Genomic DNA, 19,751 nt, shown 5'->3' with positions numbered 1-19,751 from the left:
CGCTGGCGGGGAACCTTGCCGGCATCGGTTGATACAGACCATTCAGCGCTTCGAAACAGATAGAGTCCACTGTCATAAATGACAGTTTTTACGACCGTTCATCGGAACTGCGTTCAAGAGTTGTCTGGCGACTCGACACGCACATCAAAACGTCCACTTTCTGCATCGTCTGATATTGGCGTCCCTGTGCTGGATATTTGCCGGAAACGGCACCACTGGGCGCCACTGTGCAACGGCATCGTCGGAGTGGCCGTCCAGCCTGCGTCAGTGACGGTAATGGGGCCGGCAAGTACGACATCCGGGCTGTACCAGCTCATGAGCGTGCCGATGCCCGGTATGCCCGAACCTGTGAAGGCCGCCACGGGAGAAACCCAATGGCCTGGCCCTGGATATATGAATTGCGGAAGAAAGAGCCTTAGCTGACATTCCCACTCGCTGGGGGCCGAGTGGTATCCACCGTTGGAGGCCACAACGCTCAATGTGACAGCCCCATCGGGTGGCTCCAGCGTTGCGGGGATTGACCAGCTTGCGTCGTCTAGCACCGAGGCCGTGCCCAATACGGATTCCCCGCGCTTGAGCGTGATCCGGTCGCCAGAAACGCCGAACCCGGACACCGTCACCGTAGCGCCAAGGAATTCTTCGGGAGTGGGCGATTCAGGGGTCACCGCGACGGGTACGACCCGACACGGCAGATCGAGGCTTGGTTTTGAGGTTCTGCTCTCGAACGTCTGAGTTGCCCAAAGGATTTCGTCTCCGACCTCCAACGAAACGCCGGCATCCCACACACCGTCCACACCGATCTGGACATCGCGCAACAATGGCTCATCGAGCCCGCGGCGCCAAACCGTAACCAACCCCTCTCGCCGCCCCGTACCCGAGAGAGTTGCCCTGCGCGCCAGATCGCCTCCAGGTTGCGGGTGCATAAACTCGGGTGGCATCACCACGACGTCGAACTCGCGCACCTCACTGTCCTTCGACGCCCGACCGTTGAGGGTCTGCTGCGCGGTGATGAACCACGTCTTGATGGCGAGTCCGGTGAGAGGTACCGACCAGGGACCGTCCTGCCCGAGAACCACTGGATCGCCCAAGCGCTTTCCTTCCTGTAGATCCCACAGCTGCATCGAAGCGCCTGCCATGCCGAAGTCACCGGTCACCGTCAGATCGCTGTCGGTTTCCTGTTTGGGCAGCGGCGTTCTGATCGCGGGCTGGAGCCGCTCCAGGTAAACCTTGAATTCCAGGGAGCCAGGCTTCGATGCAAGTCCGACGACGGTCTGCGTCGCTTCGATGGTGTAGAGCACTCCATCCGTAAACGGAGTCGGGCGCTGAAAGGTCCATTTATCCCCGATCACCTGCGCTGCAAATGAGCAACCGCTATCGCTGAACGTAATATTCACCAGTGCGTCTGGCCAGCACGTGCCGCTGAAGATCGGCGTTAGTCCGTCCTCGGGAGGGGCATCGAGACCGGGTTCGCGAGGCGCAATGCTGACGTGATAATCCAGCCAGCTTTCAAAGCCGTTGAGTATTTGCTGGATGAATACTTTCTGATTGTTCGTCGGACCCCAAAGGGTCGATGCTTGCGTCGACCATCGCCGATTACTGACCGGTGCATCAGGCGCAGCGAGCTCACTTTGAGTCAGCCATATTTTGACGGTAGCGTCGGTGATGCCTGCACCGCTGAAGGTAGGTTGGTAGTCGTCGGTGTGAGTTACATTGCTGACGGGGGACAGCTTCTTTTCGACGTCGAATTCAAAAGGCAACGAGTCGATCCAGCCTCCGGTATTGTCGGCAATCTGTTGAATCGCCACGAGTGTACGGCGGCCCAATTCCCAGCCCGTTGCGGTGGTAGCCCACGTACCGTCGTTTTGCACCACGGCAACAGCTGGCGCATTCCCCTCGCCTGTTTTCACTGTGAACTGGATTCGCGTAGGGAAGTCGGGATCGTAGTGGCCCTTGCCTGAGAACGTCACCGTTGAATTGTCTGGAAAACCGATCACTGGTAACTCAGGTTTGGGAGGGCGAATCCTGAAGGCTCGCCATGCACCGCGACCGAGAATAGAGTCTTCGACAACCAGGCTGATGGGGCCTGGGCGAATGTCCTTGACCGCCACCGTCCACGGCTGGTGACCTGGCGGCACAGTCGCGGTTCCGTAGACGGGGCCCGCTGCCAAATCCTCATATACCTTCAACACGGCACCAGCCCGACCTCTTTCGCCGTCCAGTGAAAAAGCTTGCTCTTGCAATGGCGCAGGTCCGGTAATGATCGGGGGACCCGAAAATGTAAACTCGTAGATGAAACTTACTTTTGAGCTGACACCGCGTAAAACCTGAATAGCAATAAACATGGTCTTTTTGGGTTCAAAGCGATGTGCGCTTGTACTCCAGGTACCATCGGGGTTAACCGTGGCATGAAGCACCACGTCGCCCAAGTCCAATCCGTAGACTTCGACTGTAGCGTCCGGCAGTGCTCCACTACCGTGAATGGTTGCACCTTCGACGCTTGTCGAGCCCTCGCGTATTGAAGTTATCTGGACGCGATCAATCACGGAGAAAGCAACAATATCCGAGTCAAGATCCCCAGGTAGACAGGGAACTACCCGCTCTCTGACAAAAATCCGGTAGTTGCCTTGTGAAAGTTGACCCAAGGGTATGTTGAACCGACCGCCTTGTACGTTCTGGACGGGTGAACTCAGTGGCGTTTCCGGTGCATCAAAAACCCGGAGAGTTGATGCCCCTGCACTGATGGTACCGCTGACGGTCACATCGCCTGCCTTGATTACACTGTTATTAACAGGAAAGGCGATAAATGGTGCATCGAACATATAAAACCAGCCGGAGTCGTACCAGTCACTCCAACCCCCATTCCTGTATATAGCGTAATGAATAGCGGTGCTGCCAGCTCTGCGGCGTACATCAGGAGGAAGAGTTATAACACCCGAGCCAACCGCCCATTCCTCTTCTATATAATTGTTACTGCTGCCATCCTTATAATGAACTTTGAGCTTTTCTGCAGGACCAGACAGTGTGGTGATGAAACGTTTCTTCAAATCCCCGACCGCTCCACTTCGGGGGTAGCTGAACTCTCGGAGCGTTAGCAGGGCGCCAGGGTTTTCTTCTTTATCAGCTCTATCGGATTGCCCCTGAGCTTTGATCGATTCTTCACCCGGCAGGTTATGTTCATCATTCGAATGGTCATCCATCATCGTCAACCTCGGGGAAGTGGATTGTGTTATTCCTCACTTAGTTGAATCGATCCTTATGGAAAGGCACACCTGTCAACTCTGACAGTCCCGACTAACGGTAACTTTTTCCGCACTGCAACCTGCTGACGCCCTTCAGCCGAAGATGCACCGCTACAGCGGACTGCGCCGTTACCTGCGAGATGGGGTTATTGCTGGCGGAGAAGGCGCTGGATCAGGAGCGGGCAATCGCGGTGGCATGACGTCAAGATCAAAAGATCGCAGCCTTCGGCAGCTCCTACAGGGGGAACGCATTCCAAATGTAGGAGCTGCCGAAGGCTGCGATCTTTTGCTGTTCAGGCAGAAGCCGGCAATGGCTGAAAACTGAAGTATTGCTTTAACGCCAGCACCAGCTCGCCGAACTCCGCCGGCGCACGCCGCAGGATGAAACCAGCGTCGTAGTGCAACGGCGTGGCGTCTTCATGGCACCACACGCAGCAGGCGCTGAAATCGATGACTTGCTGGCTGCCATCGCGGGCGGGGACTTTGAGGCGTAACTGAAAATCTGCCCCGATCATCATCGGCAACTGGCTGATCAGCATCAGCCCGTCCGCAGACACGTTGCCGAGAAAGCCGACGGGTTTGTCGGTGATGCTATTGAACACTCTGAGGTAATACGGCAACTGGTGCCGTTCGATCCGGCGGTCGGTAAACATGATGTGCTGTACGCCATGCAGGGCTCCGCCAGGGAGCCGCACCTGTGCTTCGGAACGAGCCTGTAGGCAGGCCCGCTCTCCCCGCTTCCGGTGTGACGGTCGCGACAATCGCCGTCACTTTTACCACTGCCAGTCGCAGGTGTTGCGCCGCCATCGAGACAAGCCTCGCAAGCGGTTTCCTTGACTATAGCGGAGCTTGTACAGACAGCCAGATTTTGTACGACAGTACCGTCAGAAGCGTGTCGGCCGCACCACCGCAGCGGCACTGCGTGTCGGGTAATGGCCCAGGCTCTGCAGGGTTTCCAGACGGGCGCGGGCGCGGTAGGCGTATTCGCTGTTGGGGTACGAAGCGATGATGAACTGGTAGGTCTGCACCGCGTCGATGTAGAGCTTCTGCCGTTCCAGGCACTGGCCGCGCATCATCGACACTTCCGGCCATACGTACGGGCGGGCGCGGCTGGCGCGTTCGACCTTGGACAGTTCGAGCATGACCTGCTCGCAATTGCCACGTTCATAGGCGCTGTAGGCGTTGTTCAAATGATGGTTCATCGACCAACGGGTGCAGCCCGTCGCGGCGAGGACGCTGAGGGCAAGGGCGGCAATGGGCAACAATCGCATGGGGGTTCTCCTGTCTTGTGCTCTGTATCGACCCCTGGTCGAAAATCTTCAGGCGCGTTTGTCCCGAAGTTGCCACGTTCAATAAAGAAAACGATAAGTAGTGCATTCGAACAATGACTACACCCTTCGAGCATAGTAGCCTCTGCCTGCGCTTGAACTCAGGAGTCTTTGCATGTCCGTCCGTCGTACCAAAATCGTCGCTACCCTTGGCCCGGCCAGTAACTCGCCGGAAGTTCTCGAACAGCTGATTCTGGCTGGTCTGGACGTTGCCCGTCTGAACTTCTCCCACGGCACCCCCGACGAGCACAAGGCTCGCGCGAAACTGGTGCGTGACCTCGCTGCCAAGCACGGCCGCTTCGTCGCCCTGCTCGGCGACCTGCAAGGCCCGAAAATTCGTATCGCCAAATTCGCCAACAAGAAGATCGAGCTGAAGATCGGTGACAAGTTCACCTTCTCCACCAGCCATCCGTTGACCGAAGGCAACCAGCAAGTGGTCGGCATCGACTACCCGGATCTGGTCAAGGACTGCGGCGTGGGCGACGAGCTGCTGCTCGACGACGGCCGCGTGGTGATGCGTGTTGAAACCGCCACTGCCACCGAGCTGCATTGCGTGGTGACCATCGGCGGCCCGCTGTCCGACCACAAAGGCATCAACCGTCGCGGTGGTGGTCTGACTGCCCCGGCGCTGACTGAAAAAGACAAGGCCGACATCAAGCTCGCCGCCGAAATGGAAGTCGACTACCTCGCGGTGTCCTTCCCGCGTGACGCCGCCGACATGGAATACGCCCGTCAACTGCGTGACGAAGCCGGCGGCACTGCCTGGCTGGTGGCGAAGATCGAACGCGCCGAAGCCGTGGCCGACGACGAAACCCTCGATGGCCTGATCAAGGCTTCCGACGCAGTGATGGTTGCCCGTGGCGACCTCGGTGTGGAAATCGGCGATGCCGAGCTGGTAGGCATTCAGAAGAAAATCATTCTGCACGCACGTCGCCACAACAAGGCTGTGATCGTGGCGACGCAGATGATGGAGTCGATGATCCAGAACCCGATGCCAACCCGCGCCGAAGTGTCCGACGTGGCCAACGCCGTGCTCGACTACACCGACGCCGTGATGCTCTCGGCAGAATCCGCCGCTGGTCTCTACCCGCTGGAAGCCGTGCAGGCGATGGCGCGCATCTGCGTCGGCGCCGAGAAACACCCGACCGGCAAGACGTCCAGCCACCGCATCGGCAAAGAATTCAGCCGTTGCGACGAAAGCATCGCGCTGGCGACCATGTACACCGCCAACCACTTCCCGGGCGTCAAAGCGATCATCGCCTTGACTGAAAGCGGCTTCACCCCGCTGATCATGTCGCGTATCCGCTCCTCGGTGCCGATCTACGCGTTCACCCCGCACCGCGAAGCCCAGGCCCGCGCCGCGATGTTCCGTGGCGTCTACACCATCCCGTTCGACCCGGCCTCGCTGGAACCGCACGAAGTCAGCCAGAAAGCCATCGACGAGCTGACCAAGCGCGGCGTCGTGGAAAAAGGCGACTGGGTCATCCTGACCAAGGGCGACAGCTACCACACCACCGGCGGTACCAACGGCATGAAGATCCTGCATGTCGGTGATCCGCAGGTCTGAGTGACCGGCAGCTGAAACGCAAAAGCCCCGCCATGTGAATGGCGGGGCTTTTTTGCTTGAGATTCAACAGATACTTTGTCTGGTAAGGCCCTTTCGCGAGCAGGCTCGCTCCCACAGGAGATTGCATTTCAAATGTGGGAGCGAGCCTGCTCGCGAAAGCGTCTCAAGATTCAGCGAAAAAAACCGCTCAACGCCGCCACCGCCTCCGGCGAACGCAAGCGCTGGGTGAACAACGCGCCCTCCTCCTCGATCACTTTTCGCAGCAACTCCCGATCCGGCGCTCGCATCAATTGCTTGCTGATGCGCACCGCCTCGGCCGGCAGTTCATCGAAACGCAGGGCCACTTCCCGAGCCTTGCTCAAGGCCGCTTCACCGCTGTCCAGCGCTTGGGTGGCAATCCCCCACTGCGCTGCCTGCTCACCACTGAAGCCTTCACCCAGCAACAGTAACTCAGCCGCTTTCGCCTGCCCCAGCAAGCGCGGCAGGATCAGGCTGGAACCGAACTCGGGGCACAAGCCGAGGTTGACGAACGGCATGCGCAGCCAGGCGTCGCGGCTTGCATAGACCAGATCGCAATGCAGCAGCATTGTCGTTCCGATGCCCACCGCTGCACCGGCGACGGCGGCGATCACTGGTTTGCGGCATTCGAGCAGGTTGAGCATGAAGTGGAACACCGGGCTGTCGAGGTCGCTCGGCGGTTGTTCGATGAAGTCGGCGATGTCATTCCCAGCGGTGAAACACTCGGCACTGCCAGTGATCAGCACGGCATTGATTTCCGGGTCGCTGTCAGCCTGTTTCAATGCTTCGGCGAGGCGGCCGTACATGGCGCGGGTCAGGGCGTTTTTCTTGTCCGGGCGGTTGAGGCGCAGGGTCAGCAAACCGCGTTCGCGTTCCAGCAGGATGGCTTCGGTCATGGCGTGTCTCGCGTCTGAAAATCAGCGCTCAACTACGGCTGACAAACACGTCGGCCAGCAGTTGATTGCGCGGCAATCCGGCCAGATACAGACGCTTGGCGAACGCGTCGACACTGGCTGTCGAGCCGCAGACTAAGGCCAGGGTTTGCCGAGAAACAAGGCGCAGTTGCGCCAAAGCGGCGGCTGAGTCGGTCGCTGTCCACAGCTCGACGCTGAGGTTTTCACGCTGCGCGGCCAGCGCGGCAAGGGGTTTGGCCAGATAGTGCTCGCGCTCGTCATGGGCCAGGTGAATGACACGGATGGCGCCTTGGTGATCCTGCCGCAAGGCTTCGCGCAGCACACCGAACAACGGGCCTAAACCGGTACCGGCGGCCAGCAGCCACAGTGGCCGGGCGTGCCAGTCCGCATCGTAATGCAAGGCGCCGCCGCGCAGTTCGCCAAGGCGGATCGCGTCGCCGATCTGCAGCCGGCGTGCGGCATCGATGAATTCGCCGGGCTGACGGCAATCGAGGTGAAACTCGAGGAAGCGGTCTTCTTGCGGCAGGCTCGCCAGTGAATACGGACGAGCAATGTGGCCGATCCACAGCACCAGATGCTGGCCGGCGCTGTAGCGCAGTGGCCGCTGCGGGGTCAGGCGCAGGCGCAGAACGCTGTCGCTGAGCCAGTCCAGCGCCTCGACCACGGCCGGGAGGCCGTCAGTAATCGGGTCGAAGGTGTGCACTTGCAAGTCTTCGCTCACCTGGCATTGGCAGGCCAGCCGCCAACCCTGCTGGCGCTGTTCGGCACTCAAGGCGTCCGGACGATTGTCAGTGGGCAGGCCTTGCACGCATTGCACCAGACAGGCGTGGCAACTGCCGGCGCGACAGCTGTAGGGCACGGCAACGCCGTTCTGATTGAGGGCATCAAGCAGATTGCTGCCCGGCTCAACCGTCCACTGCCGCTCACCGACACGCAATTCAGGCATCGATGTTCTCCCACGCGGCGGCACAACGATTGCGCCCGTCGCGCTTGGCCCGATACAGCGCCTGATCGGCGCGCTGCAACGCTTCGTCCAGATCATCGCCTACGGCCAGCAGGGTCATGCCCGCCGACAGGCTCAGGTTGCGCACTTGCAGGCCCATCAACTCCACCTCGCTGAAGGCGATGCGCAAACGCTCGCAACACGCGGTCAGGCGTTCGGCATCACAGTCGGGCACCAGCACCACGAATTCCTCGCCACCATAGCGCGCCAGCACATCGCCGTCGCGCAGGCAGGCTTGCGCCACACCGGCAAACGCCTGCAATACCTGATCGCCGGCGGCGTGGCCGTGCAGGTCGTTGATGCGTTTGAAGTGGTCCAGATCGATCAGCGCCAGCCCGTGCATTACGTCGCCGTCCAACGCGTTGAGCTCGCGGGAGGCGATGCGCAGGAAATGCCGGCGATTGAACAGCCCGGTCAGTTCGTCGGTGGCAACCAGGTCTTCAAGCTGGCGCATCATCCCGCGCAGGGTGTCCTGATGCGCCTGCAAGGCGAACCGGCGCTGACGCTGACGTTGCCGCGAGACCTGGACAAAACGTGCGTAAAGCACCAGCCACGCCAAAACCATTGCCAGAATGCACACTTGCAACGCCGCGAGCGCAGGCTCGGCCAAGCGGAAGTGGTAAGCGTCCCACAGGGTAATCGCGGAGAAACTGAAGAACACCAGCAGCGCGCAGCGGATGAACACCCGTCGGGTGAGATGGAACAGGCCGAACAGCAGGATCAGCACATAGAACACCAGAAACGCACCGCGTGCCTCGTCGACATGGGCGATCAGCCAAGTCTGCCAGCCGAGGCCCATCAGCACTTGCGCTTCGGTCAGGCTGGGGTCGGCGAAGCGCTGGTTGCGCCCGCTCCAGAACATGGCGAAAAGGCTCGCCTGACTGATGACCACCAGCGCGCTGCCGACGGCCACTCCACTGAGCGATTGCTGATAATGCCCGGTGAAAAACGCCAGCCACAGCAGCAGCAAAGCCAATCCGTAGGTGGCCGCAGCGAGGGCGAAGCGTTTGAGCAGAAGGCGTTGAATGGCGTTATGGGTCAATCGTTGACTCACCGTGCGATAGGAGGCTGACCGAGTGTCCTACTCTACAGACCGGATGCCACTTTAGAGGGCCGGTCGCTAAATGACCACCGATTTTCGGGCTCGAAAATTGACGTCAAATGCATGACCTGATTGAGCTGCATTGATGCCCGCACCAGGTCCCTGTGGTGAGTGGATTTATCTTCGATGGGCTGCGAAGTGGCCCCTTGCAATCTTTCATTCACGCCAAGCGCAGAGGTTTTACGGCTGCTGCGCAGCCGAGCGGGGATAAATCCCCTCGCCACGGGGCATCCGACCAAAAGCCAATGTGTGCCCACCACCGAGCCGCGGTATACTGCCGCGCCTTTTTAGCGTCGCGCCACAAAGGGACAGCCGCAAGCCTCAAGCGGCAAGCTCAAGCTGTCCGCGTAATGCTTAACTTGCCGCTCGAAGCTAGAAGCTTGTAGCTGCCCCATCGTGTTTTAGAGGAGCGCGACTCATGACCGTGATCAAGCAAGATGACCTGATTCAGAGCGTTGCCGACGCCCTGCAGTTCATTTCCTATTACCACCCCGTGGATTTCATCCAGGCGATGCACGAAGCCTACCTGCGCGAAGAATCGCCAGCGGCCCGTGATTCGATGGCGCAGATCCTGATCAACTCGCGCATGTGCGCCACCGGCCACCGCCCGATCTGCCAGGACACCGGTATCGTCACCGTGTTTGTCCGTGTCGGCATGGACGTGCGTTGGGACGGCGCCACCATGGGCCTGGACGACATGATCAACGAAGGCGTGCGTCGCGCCTACAACCTGCCGGAAAACGTCCTGCGTGCCTCGATCCTCGCCGACCCGGCGGGTGCTCGCAAGAACACCAAGGACAACACCCCGGCCGTTATCCACTACTCCATCGTCCCGGGCAACACCGTGGAAGTGGACGTGGCGGCCAAGGGCGGCGGTTCCGAGAACAAGTCGAAAATGGCCATGCTCAACCCGTCCGACTCGATCGTCGACTGGGTATTGAAGACCGTGCCGACCATGGGCGCCGGCTGGTGCCCACCGGGCATGCTGGGTATCGGCATCGGCGGCACCGCCGAGAAAGCCGCGGTGATGGCCAAGGAAGTGTTGATGGAATCCATCGACATTCACGAGCTCAAGGCCCGTGGCCCGCAGAACCGCATCGAAGAAATGCGTCTGGAGCTGTTCGAGAAGGTCAACCAGTTGGGCATCGGTGCCCAGGGCCTTGGTGGCCTGACCACCGTGCTCGACGTGAAGATCATGGATTATCCGACTCACGCCGCTTCCCTGCCGGTGTGCATGATCCCCAACTGCGCTGCCACCCGTCACGCACACTTCGTGCTCGACGGTTCCGGCCCGGCCTCGCTGGAAGCGCCACCGCTGGACGCCTATCCGGAAATCGTCTGGGAAGCCGGCCCGTCGGCGCGTCGCGTCAACCTCGACACCCTGACCCCGGAAGACGTGCAGAGCTGGAAACCGGGCGAAACCGTGCTGCTCAACGGCAAGATGCTCACCGGTCGCGACGCCGCGCACAAGCGCATGGTCGAGATGCTCAACAAGGGTGAAACCCTGCCGGTCGACCTCAAGGGTCGCTTCATCTACTACGTCGGCCCGGTTGATCCGGTCGGTGACGAAGTGGTTGGCCCGGCCGGCCCGACCACCGCAACGCGGATGGACAAGTTCACCCGCCAGATCCTCGAGCAGACAGGCCTGCTGGGCATGATCGGCAAGTCCGAGCGCGGCCCTACCGCGATCGAAGCGATCAAGGACAACAAAGCCGTGTACCTGATGGCCGTCGGCGGCGCTGCTTACCTGGTGGCGCAAGCGATCAAGAAGTCCAAGGTGCTGGCATTTGCCGAGCTGGGCATGGAAGCGATCTACGAGTTCGAGGTCAAGGACATGCCGGTCACCGTTGCGGTGGACAGCAAAGGTGAGTCGGTACACATCACTGGCCCGGCGATCTGGCAGCAGAAGATCAGCGAAAGCCTGGCGGTGGAAGTGCAGTAAGCCCTTCGCTTGCATGAAACGGCCGGCCATCCGCAGCGATGGACCGGCCGTTTTCACATGTGCAAACCGATCGCGATAAAAAAGCTGCCGGTGCATACAAAATGATCTTGTGCACCTGTCAGATCTGACAGGTTCATCTTTGGCCTTTTCTTGTTAGCGTCGATCCAACACGCCCACGCTGCGCGCTATGGATTCGACCATGCCCGACCAAGATTTGAGCATCACCGCACCGGCCATCGCCAAGAGTTCATCGATAGCCACGATCGGCAAGAGCTGGAGCGCTGTAGGGCCCACGGGCACAGCGGGGTTCGAACTGCCGATCCCTGCGAGCGTTGGGCGCGGTTTTGATCCGCAAATGACGCTTTCGTGCAGCAGCCAGAGCGGTAACAGCGCGTTTGGCCTGGGCTGGAATCTCGGTCTGAGTCAAATCAGCAGACGCACCAACAAGGGCGTACCGCGCTACAGCGAGCACGACGAAATCATCGGTCACGACGGTGAAGTGTGGATGCCCGAGCTGGATGATGACGGGAAGCTGAAATCGCGCAGGGAGCAAACCTACCGGGATGTCGTCATTGCTGCCCATGATGTCGTGTCTTACCGGGCGCGTATCGAGGGTGATTTCTCGCTACGCGAACGCTGGCAACCGGCTGACGGTGGAGCGCCCTTCTGGCTGGTACACGGCGCCGACGGCACATTGCACGTCTACGGCAAAACCACCGCCTCACGCCGTGCCGACCCCGACGACGAATCGCGCATCAGCAATTGGCTGCTGTGTGAAAGCATGAACGCCCATGGCGAACACATCTGCTACGAATACAAACCCGACGATCAGCCTGACGAACAAGACCCGATTCACGACTATCGCGCCCAGCGTTATCTGCGACGGGTGTGTTACGGCAATGCCACGGCGAGCGATCACCTTTACAGCTGGGACACTGACCGACCGACGGATCTGCCATGGCATTTTCAACTGGTGTTCGATTACGGCGAACGCAGCAATTCGCTGACGGAGATTCCGAGCTACGAGGAAGTGAACCGCTGGCGGCTGCGACCGGATCCGTTTTCCAGCTATGGGCAGGGTTTTGAGCTGAGCACCCGCAGGCTCTGCCAGCAAGTGTTGATGTTTCATCACTTCCCCGGGGGCCTGGCGACAGAGGTAAAACTTGCACGTCGCCTGCTGCTGGAATATCGACCGTTCCAGAACATTGCGCAGTGGGCTTACAGCCAGATCACTGCAGCGCACTATCAGGCGTTCGATGGCCAAGGCAATGTCGAACACACTCCACCGGTGGAATTCGACTACTCGCCTTTCGAGATCAATAAAACCCCTGCCCGGCTGTTGGAAAACGAGACTCAACCGGGCATCGAAGACGGCGGGTTCTATCAATGCGTCGATCTGTATGGCGAGGGCGTGCCGGGCTTTCTCTGCCGCTACGACAACGCCTGGTATTACCGAGAACCGCGACGCGCGGCACCTGGTACCGAACTGATCGGTTACGACCCATGGGTTTTGCTGGACAGGATCCCGGTGGCAGATCGCAACCGCGCCGTGGCGCAACTGCTTGACCTGACCGGTGACGGCCGCCTGGATCTGATCATTGCCCGGTTGGGTTACTGCGGTTTTCATGCGTTGAATGCGCAGCGGCAATTCGAACTGTTCAGCGCGTTCGACACGTTTCCCCGGGAACACCAGGATCTGACTTTGACCATGGGGGATTTCAGCGGGGACGGGCTGATGTCAGCGGCCAGCATCAGCCCCGACCGCGTACGTCTTTATGCCAGCCTGCGCGAAAAAGGCTTCGCCGCCGCACAGGAAATCCCCCATGAATACGCAGACGATCGTCTGCCGGTGTTCAGCAACTCGCGAAGCGAACTGGTGCTTCTGGGCAATCTGCTTGGCAGCGACATGCCCGAGCTGTGCCGCATCCGCCATGACGAGGTCCGCTGCTGGCCGAATCTTGGTCATGGCAAATTCGGTCAAGGTCGCAAGATCAGCGCCCTGCCCTTCACCCATGAAGAATTCGACGCCTCGCGAGTACGTCTGGCCGATCTCGATGGCTCCGGCGCGCCCGCGCTGATCTATCTCAAATCCGATGGGTTCGACATCTACCTGAACCGGGGCGGCAATGGCCTGGAGCAGATTCCCGTCAGCGTGCCGTGGCCTGAAGACGTGCGCTATGACCGTTTGTGCCAGGTCAGTTTCGCCGACCTGCAAGGCCTCGGTTGCGCCAGCCTGATTCTGACGGTGCCGCATATCCAGCCGCGGCATTGGCGCTACGATTTTGTTGCAGCCAAGCCCTACCTGCTGGTCAACAGTAACAACAACATGGGCTGTTCCAGCAGCGTGACTTATCGCAGCTCGGCTCAGGAATGGCTGGATGAAAAGGAGCGGCTGCTGGCACTTGAGCGTGCACCGGTATGTCATCTGCCATTTCCGCTGGCCGTGGTGAAGAAGCAGGAGCAACACGACGAGATCACCGGCAACCGGTTGACCCAGTCGTTCACTTGGCGCGAAGGGTTCTACGACGGCAAGGATAGGGAATTTCGTGGGTTCGGCTACTTGCAGCAACTTGACTGCGAGGTTGGAGCCGATCCTTCAGAGCCCGGCTTCAGCGAGCCAGTGCAAACATGCACCTGGTTTCACAACGGTCAGGAAATCAATCGCTCCCGCGACGATTATTTCAGCGCGGACGCGGACGCCTGCCCGTTGGGCGAAACCCTGTTCAGTCGTTACCACCCCAAAGGTGAAATCGATGAGCCCGTCACTCCGGAGGGGTCCGACAGTCGCTATCGGATTGCGCAGGCACTGGTTGGCTCGGTCGCTCGAACAGAAATTTTCCCCTACCGCGCCGATGCGCAGGCGCCCGGTGCAGCCGCGCTGTACTCGGTAGAAGAGAAGCGCTATCTGGTTCGCGAGGTACGACCGCAGGGGCAATATGCCGCAGCCGTGCTGCTACCCCTTCAGGCCGAAGCAATCAGTTATCAGTACGACGGCTTTATCAATGACCCGCTGTGCCGCCACGATGTCATCCTGCGCTGGGACGCTTACGGCGCCGCGACCCACGCACTTACGGTGAGCTATGCGCGCAGGTTGACCGCCCAGAGCCCGCCCCCCTTCACCGAAGACCATCTGAATCAATGGTGGTCCGACGCTCACGACGAAGCGCAGCAATACTTTTACATCAGTGAAACCCGTGCACGCCGGATCAATCTGGTCGACTCGCAACAGTGGCGATTGGGCCTGCCCTATCAGGATCAGGGCAATGCCTTGAAGTTGGCCAAGGGCGATCTGCCGGTCGGGCTCAACCCGGGACAGGTATCGTTCGAGTTTCTGCGAGAGCACCAGGATTCCACGCAATGGCATAGCGAACGGGTGCTGACTTCCCAATCGATCCAGCGCTATGTGAGCGTGGACGGTATCGAACTGGATGACGGTGTCGCCGGGTTCGAAGCCCTGGCGCATTCTCTGGAGCTGGCGCTACTGGACAAGACCGCGCTGGACGCTTACAGCGTTGTGCCAGGCCTGGTCATCCGTGAAGCCCTGCTGGATATTGGCTATGCGCCCATGCCGCCGTTGTTCGAAGCGGCGCCGAGTGACGAACAGAATCTCTGGTCGTCGCGCTTCAATTTTTCTCGCTACGGCAACCTGCCAGCGTTCTACAACGTGCTCGCATTCAACGAAACGCCAAGCCATGGCATAACCACGGCGGTTTACGACAGTCATTACCTGACGATCAAGCGGATGGAGTTGCCGGACGGTTGTGCCGTGCGCGTCGCGGAATTCGATTACCACGCGCTGAAACCCCTGCGAGTCATCGACGCCAACGACAATCTCGAAGAAGTTATCTACGAGCCTTCCGGTCAGCCATTGGTCACAAGTTTCCAGGGTACGGAAAATGGCAAACCCGCCGGCTTCCATGCCCTGAGCGACTATCGGCCGTTGCCCGACACTCATCCGGAATGGGCCATCGCCAATCCGGCGCAGGCCGTCCAGGGCGCAGCGAGTACCCTGCACAAAAACCTGTTCAGCTGGATGGCAGCCATTCCTGCTTCGGCGCTTGGGCGCCAAGGGATCAAACAAGGCGACCTGCTGCCCGGCGGACACATTCGCGCCAGCACACGTCGCCGGCTGACCCTTGCCCGGACATTGACGCTCGATGATCAGCGGATGCTCGAGGCCATCAGCTCAGCGTGTCGAGAACCTGTACACACCGTGATACTCAGCGCCGACCGCTATCCCGACGATGCGATCGATGCGCAGATCCAGATCGTCAAAGCCTGTGTCGACGGTTTTGGTCGTGCATTGCAAACCCTGCAATTGGTCGACCCGGGGCCGGCGCATGACGTGGACCCGAACACTGGCGAGTTGCTTGCCGAAAACGCTGAGTTGCCTGCCGATCCACGCTGGCGCGTCAGCGAACGGGTCGAATACAACAACAAGGGTTTGCCCATACGCCAGTACCGGCCGTTCTTTGCCAACAGGCACTGCTACGTCAATGATCAATCGCTGCACAGACTCGGGCTGTTCGACCAATTGTTCTATGACGCGCAGGGGCGTCCGATCAAGCTGGTCAACGCCAAAGGCGACTTTTCCCGCCAGACTTACCATCCCTGGTATCACACCAGCGAAGATTTCAACGACACCGCCGAAGAGCAAGAGTCCGCTCGTGAGTCAGGCTCATGACCTCCTCCCTGCATTGGCGCACGCCGTCACTGGCGGTCATCGACGGCCGCGGCCTGCCGATCCGACAGGTCGCTTACTTGCGCTCAGCAGTCGGTGCCACACCCAGCGCTCTGGTGACGACCCGGCAACACGATCTGGCAGCGCGCCACGTGGCGCAGCAGGATCCGCGCTTGCCAATGGCGAACGCCACCACCACTTACATGCTCAATGGCACAACGCTGTTCACCGATAGTGTCGATTCGGGCTGGCGCCTGGTCCTGCCAGGCATGGCCGGCGAGCCTTTACAGCGCTGGGATGAGCTTGGCCATCACTGGGAATCGACATTTGACCCGCTGCTTCGCGTGAAAACTCTCAGGGAACACGGCGAGGACCTGGGCGAGAGTTTCACCTATGGCAAGAGTGATGCCGATGCAAGCCATAACCTGCGGGGGCAGTTGAACAAGCAGACAGATGCTTCAGGTTTACTGGAGATCACCGGCTACTCCCTCTCCGGCCAGACGCTCGTGGAAACCCGAACCTTCCATGATGACGAGCCATTCACCACGCGCCAGATGATCAGCCCCGTCGGTGCTGTCCTGGAGCAAACCGACGCCGGCGGTCATCGCCGAGCATCACGCCATGGTCTTGCCGGGCAGCTCAGGCAAGTGGATCTTGAGATCAAGGGGCACTCCGTCAAGCGAGTGATGCTCGATGCACAGTACAACGCCAACAATCAGACCATCGCGCAACTGGCCGGCAACGGCGTGCTCAGCCAATGGACATACGACCCGGCCGACGGGCGTTTGCACACGCAAACAAGTCACAAACCCGGTGAAGACAGGCTGCAGGATCTCGAATATTTCTACGACCGCGTCGGCAACGTCATTCGTATCGAAGATCACGCTTTCGAGCCGACCTGGTCCGCCAACCAGCGGGTCGATGGCCATCGCGAATTCAGCTACGACTCGCTGTACCGGTTGATCCACGCCACGGGTCACGACGACGCCCTGCCCCCGGACATCCCCGGTCTGCCGCAACCGCCCACCGAAAAAAACCGCCTCAACTATACCCAGACGTACAGCTACGACGATGGCGGCAACCTGATCGAACTGCGTCATCAGCGCGACGGCGCCAGTCGCACCCGGCGCATGTACATCGACGATCAAAGCAATCGCGGTGTGCGCCGGGAAACGGGCGATGATGAACCGGACTTCAGCAACTGGTTCGACCTGCACGGCAATCAGCGCAGGCTGCGGCACGGCCCGACCTTGCACTGGAACAAGCGTGACGAGCTGGAGCACATCGATCTGGTGATGCGGCCGGACAGCGCCAACGACGCCGAATACTACCGCTACAGCCAGGGCGTGCGAGTGTTCAAGCGCCACGAAACCTTTGCTCCGGGTGCCAACCATTTTCATCAGGTCCGCTACCTGCCCGGTCTGGAAATCCGCAGCAAGGACAACGGCGAAGAACTGCACGTCATCAGCCTCGGCAATGCACGCTGCCTGCACTGGGTGACCAATCCACCTGCCGAAAACAACCAGGTGCGTTACACCCTCGACGACCATCTCGGCTCTTGCGTGATGGAACTGAACGAAGAGGCGACAGTTACCAGCGAAGAAGGCTACTACCCCTTCGGCGAAACCGCGTGGATGGCGCCGGAATCGGAAATCGAATACCGCTTCATCCGGTATTCCGGCAAGGAAATGGACGTCAGCGGGTTGTATTACTACGGCGCCCGTTATTACGCGCCGTTGTTGCAGCGCTGGATCAGTGCCGATCCGGCGGGGGATGTGGATGGGTTGAACCTGTATGGGTTCGTCGGGAACAACCCGCTGACTTTTGTGGATGTGCATGGCAACAGCCAAGACAGATTCGATATCGTCAATTTCTCAAGGTTTGCAACGGTACTCGGCAACCACGCTGCTATGACGCAGGACAAGATGCTGAAAATTTCACAAAGAAAATACGGGGGGGATCTGCTCAAGAGCGGATTTGCAGAAGCACTTATAGGCACTGCCGGCTTCTTTGCAGGTTACTTCGGCGGCACATTCGTTGGTTCAGAACTTACCGCCGGTATGCCAGAGGCCGTCAAATACCTGGTCGATATGGTTGCCACGCACATCAACGGCGACATTGCCGAGTCGATCGTCGCTCAATTCACGTCCTTTGCAAATATGACAAGCCCATTGATTCCACAAACTTCGGTCATGAGCGTCGAAGCCATTGATCAAAAGATCGCTGGCACGGCGAGTTCATCGAGTTTTACGCCAGCTGATGCGTCCACCATCCTGATGAGCCGTGGCGTCGGATCATATGTTCCAGGCACGGGTGCGGCACTTAACCTGGGTTCGCGAGTGCAGGAAGTGGTGGACATACAAAATGGTCTGGATCCGGTCAAGATTGGAAAAATCGAAACAATGCTCGCCGACTGGCATCAAGCCCTTACTTCGCGAATGACCCATATTGAGAAGGCCTTCAGACGAACAGGACAAAACACGATCAATTCGGCTGACGTGCTATCTGACAAGAGCCGCTTGAAGGATGCCAAAATCATTCGGCTAGATACCTTGCGAGAGCAGACCACTGAGATCCTTGGATTTATCGAAACCACCCAGACCATGATGAAGTGGTACAAGGAAGATTTACTTACAGACAATGTTTTCCTGCGCAAAGAAGCGAAACCGAGGACCGGGTTCAGGGCGAAATTTCAGGCTTTTGTCGAGCGTTTCACCAGACATGTCTACCCACCCCAATGAAGTACGATACCGTCCATTCGCGCACTCCTGCGTTGACGGTCATCGACGCACGTGGTCTGCCAATCCGACAGATCGCTTACCTGCACTCGGTAGCCGCTGATCCGCCAAGCGCTCTGGTATCTTGCCAGCACCACGATGTAGCCGGGCGCCTGGCGGCACAGTACGACCCGCGCCTGCCGGTGGCGAACGCCACCAACGTCTATGCGCTCGACGGCACTGTGCTGTACACCGATAGCGCCGATTCGGGCTTGCGCCTGGTGCTGCCGGGACTGGCCGGCGAACCACTGCATCGCTGGGACAAACGTGATCATCATTGGCAATCGACCTTTGACATGCTGCTACGCGTAAAAACGCTAAAGGAAGCCAGCGGGGATCAGATCGACAGTTTCAGCTATGGTGAAAGTTCCGCCGATGGAGACTGCAACCTGCGCGGCCAGTTGATCGAACAGACGGATTTTTCAGGATCGCTGAAAATCACCGGTTATGCCCTCACCGGCCAGGCGATTGCAGAAACCCGCACCTTTCGCGATGGCGAGCCGTTCACCACGCGCCAGATGATCAGCCCCGTCGGTGCTGTCCTGGAGCAAACCGACGCCGGCGGTCATCGCCGAGCATCACGCCATGGTCTTGCCGGGCAGCTCAGGCAAGTGGATCTTGAGATCAAGGGGCACTCCGTCAAGCGAGTGATGCTCGATGCACAGTACAACGCCAACAATCAGATCATCGCGCAACTGGCCGGCAACGGCGTGCTCAGCCAATGGACATACGACCCGGCCGACGGGCGTTTGCACACGCAAACAAGTCACAAACCCGGTGAAGACAGGCTGCAGGATCTCGAATATTTCTACGACCGCGTCGGCAACATCATTCGCATTGAAGACCACGCCTTCGAACCCACCTGGTTTGCCAACCAGCGGGTCGATGGCCATCGCGAATTCATCTACGACTCCTTGTACCGGTTGATTCGCGCAACCGGTTACGACGACGCCCTACCCCCGGACATCCCCGGCCTGCCGCAACCGACCGATCCGAAAAACCGCCGCAACTACACCCAGACTTACACTTACGACAAGGGAGGAAACCTGATCAAGTTGTGCCATCAGCGCGACGAGGGTTGTCGCACCAGGCGTATGCACATCGACAGTGAAAGCAATCGCGCAGTACGCCGGGAAACCGGCGATGACGAACCGGACTTTGGCAACTGGTTCGACCTGCA

11 protein-coding genes are annotated in these 19,751 nt (G+C 59.5%); 5 read left to right on the top strand and 6 right to left on the bottom strand.

The annotated features are described in order from the left end of the window. Positions 1 to 113: 113 nt before the first annotated feature. From ND528_RS12200 to ND528_RS12190, 3 genes are all read right to left on the bottom strand, one after another. The gene (locus tag ND528_RS12200) at positions 114 to 3,197 is read right to left on the bottom strand and encodes a hypothetical protein (protein WP_263470419.1); all 3,084 of its coding nucleotides are present in this window, start codon (positions 3,195 to 3,197) and stop codon (positions 114 to 116) included. A gap of 335 nt (positions 3,198 to 3,532) precedes the next feature. Then, positions 3,533 to 3,892 carry a PilZ domain-containing protein gene (locus ND528_RS12195; RefSeq protein ID WP_125917092.1) on the bottom strand — a complete coding sequence of 120 codons (360 nt, stop codon included), beginning with the start codon at positions 3,890 to 3,892 and terminating at the stop codon, positions 3,533 to 3,535. 231 nt (positions 3,893 to 4,123) lie between these two features. Then, positions 4,124 to 4,510, bottom strand: coding sequence for a tetratricopeptide repeat protein (locus tag ND528_RS12190; RefSeq protein ID WP_016773461.1), 387 nt, complete (start codon positions 4,508 to 4,510; stop codon positions 4,124 to 4,126). Positions 4,511 to 4,682: 172 nt separating this feature from the next. Here ND528_RS12190 and pyk point away from each other — a divergent pair, with 172 nt between their 5' ends. Further along, positions 4,683 to 6,134 (top strand): pyruvate kinase, encoded by a 1,452-nt coding sequence (gene pyk, locus ND528_RS12185; RefSeq protein WP_024014116.1) that lies wholly within the window; start codon positions 4,683 to 4,685, stop codon positions 6,132 to 6,134. A 170-nt stretch (positions 6,135 to 6,304) separates the two neighbouring features. Here the strand turns inward: pyk and ND528_RS12180 are convergent, their stop codons facing one another. From ND528_RS12180 to ND528_RS12170, 3 genes are read right to left on the bottom strand one after another with little or no spacing between them, the layout of a single operon-like run. Further along, a complete protein-coding gene (locus ND528_RS12180) occupies positions 6,305 to 7,048 on the bottom strand; it encodes an enoyl-CoA hydratase-related protein (protein WP_263470418.1) in 744 nt (247 codons plus the stop codon). Between the two features lie 28 nt (positions 7,049 to 7,076). Then, on the bottom strand, positions 7,077 to 8,012 hold the full coding sequence (locus ND528_RS12175) for an iron-sulfur-binding ferredoxin reductase (RefSeq protein WP_263470417.1): 936 nt from the start codon (positions 8,010 to 8,012) through the stop codon (positions 7,077 to 7,079). After that, positions 8,005 to 9,111, bottom strand: a complete 1,107-nt coding sequence (locus tag ND528_RS12170) for a GGDEF domain-containing protein (RefSeq protein ID WP_263470416.1) — start codon at positions 9,109 to 9,111, stop codon at positions 8,005 to 8,007. The genes ND528_RS12175 and ND528_RS12170 overlap by 8 nt, the downstream gene beginning before the upstream one ends. 478 nt (positions 9,112 to 9,589) lie before the next feature. On the opposite strand from ND528_RS12170, the gene ND528_RS12165 reads away from it, so the two are divergent. From ND528_RS12165 to ND528_RS12150, 4 genes are all read left to right on the top strand, one after another. Next, entirely contained in the window at positions 9,590 to 11,113 is a 1,524-nt protein-coding gene (locus ND528_RS12165; RefSeq protein WP_007916251.1) for a fumarate hydratase, read from the top strand. A 199-nt stretch (positions 11,114 to 11,312) separates the two neighbouring features. Continuing rightward, positions 11,313 to 15,797: a SpvB/TcaC N-terminal domain-containing protein gene (locus ND528_RS12160; protein WP_263470415.1), complete on the top strand. Its 4,485-nt coding sequence runs from the start codon at positions 11,313 to 11,315 to the stop codon at positions 15,795 to 15,797. Next, entirely contained in the window at positions 15,794 to 18,535 is a 2,742-nt protein-coding gene (locus ND528_RS12155) for an RHS repeat domain-containing protein (RefSeq protein ID WP_263470414.1), read from the top strand. The genes ND528_RS12160 and ND528_RS12155 overlap by 4 nt, the downstream gene beginning before the upstream one ends. Continuing rightward, a partial coding sequence (locus ND528_RS12150) for an RHS repeat domain-containing protein (RefSeq protein ID WP_408005035.1) occupies positions 18,532 to 19,751 on the top strand: 1,220 nt, incomplete at its 3' end. The genes ND528_RS12155 and ND528_RS12150, both read left to right, overlap by 4 nt.

Origin of the sequence: Pseudomonas mercuritolerans (assembly GCF_025706525.1) — a bacterium.
GTDB classification, from domain to species: domain Bacteria; phylum Pseudomonadota; class Gammaproteobacteria; order Pseudomonadales; family Pseudomonadaceae; genus Aquipseudomonas; species Aquipseudomonas mercuritolerans.
This window is presented reverse-complemented; position numbering and strand designations above follow the sequence as displayed.

Coding starts and splice junctions, on each gene's coding strand:
- ND528_RS12200 (WP_263470419.1), bottom strand. CDS start 3,197: ATGGATGACCATTCGAATGATGAACATAACCTGCCGGGTGAAGAATCG.
- ND528_RS12195 (WP_125917092.1), bottom strand. CDS start 3,892: ATGTTTACCGACCGCCGGATCGAACGGCACCAGTTGCCGTATTACCTC.
- ND528_RS12190 (WP_016773461.1), bottom strand. CDS start 4,510: ATGCGATTGTTGCCCATTGCCGCCCTTGCCCTCAGCGTCCTCGCCGCG.
- pyk (WP_024014116.1), top strand. CDS start 4,683: ATGTCCGTCCGTCGTACCAAAATCGTCGCTACCCTTGGCCCGGCCAGT.
- ND528_RS12180 (WP_263470418.1), bottom strand. CDS start 7,048: ATGACCGAAGCCATCCTGCTGGAACGCGAACGCGGTTTGCTGACCCTG.
- ND528_RS12175 (WP_263470417.1), bottom strand. CDS start 8,012: ATGCCTGAATTGCGTGTCGGTGAGCGGCAGTGGACGGTTGAGCCGGGC.
- ND528_RS12165 (WP_007916251.1), top strand. CDS start 9,590: ATGACCGTGATCAAGCAAGATGACCTGATTCAGAGCGTTGCCGACGCC.
- ND528_RS12160 (WP_263470415.1), top strand. CDS start 11,313: ATGCCCGACCAAGATTTGAGCATCACCGCACCGGCCATCGCCAAGAGT.
- ND528_RS12155 (WP_263470414.1), top strand. CDS start 15,794: ATGACCTCCTCCCTGCATTGGCGCACGCCGTCACTGGCGGTCATCGAC.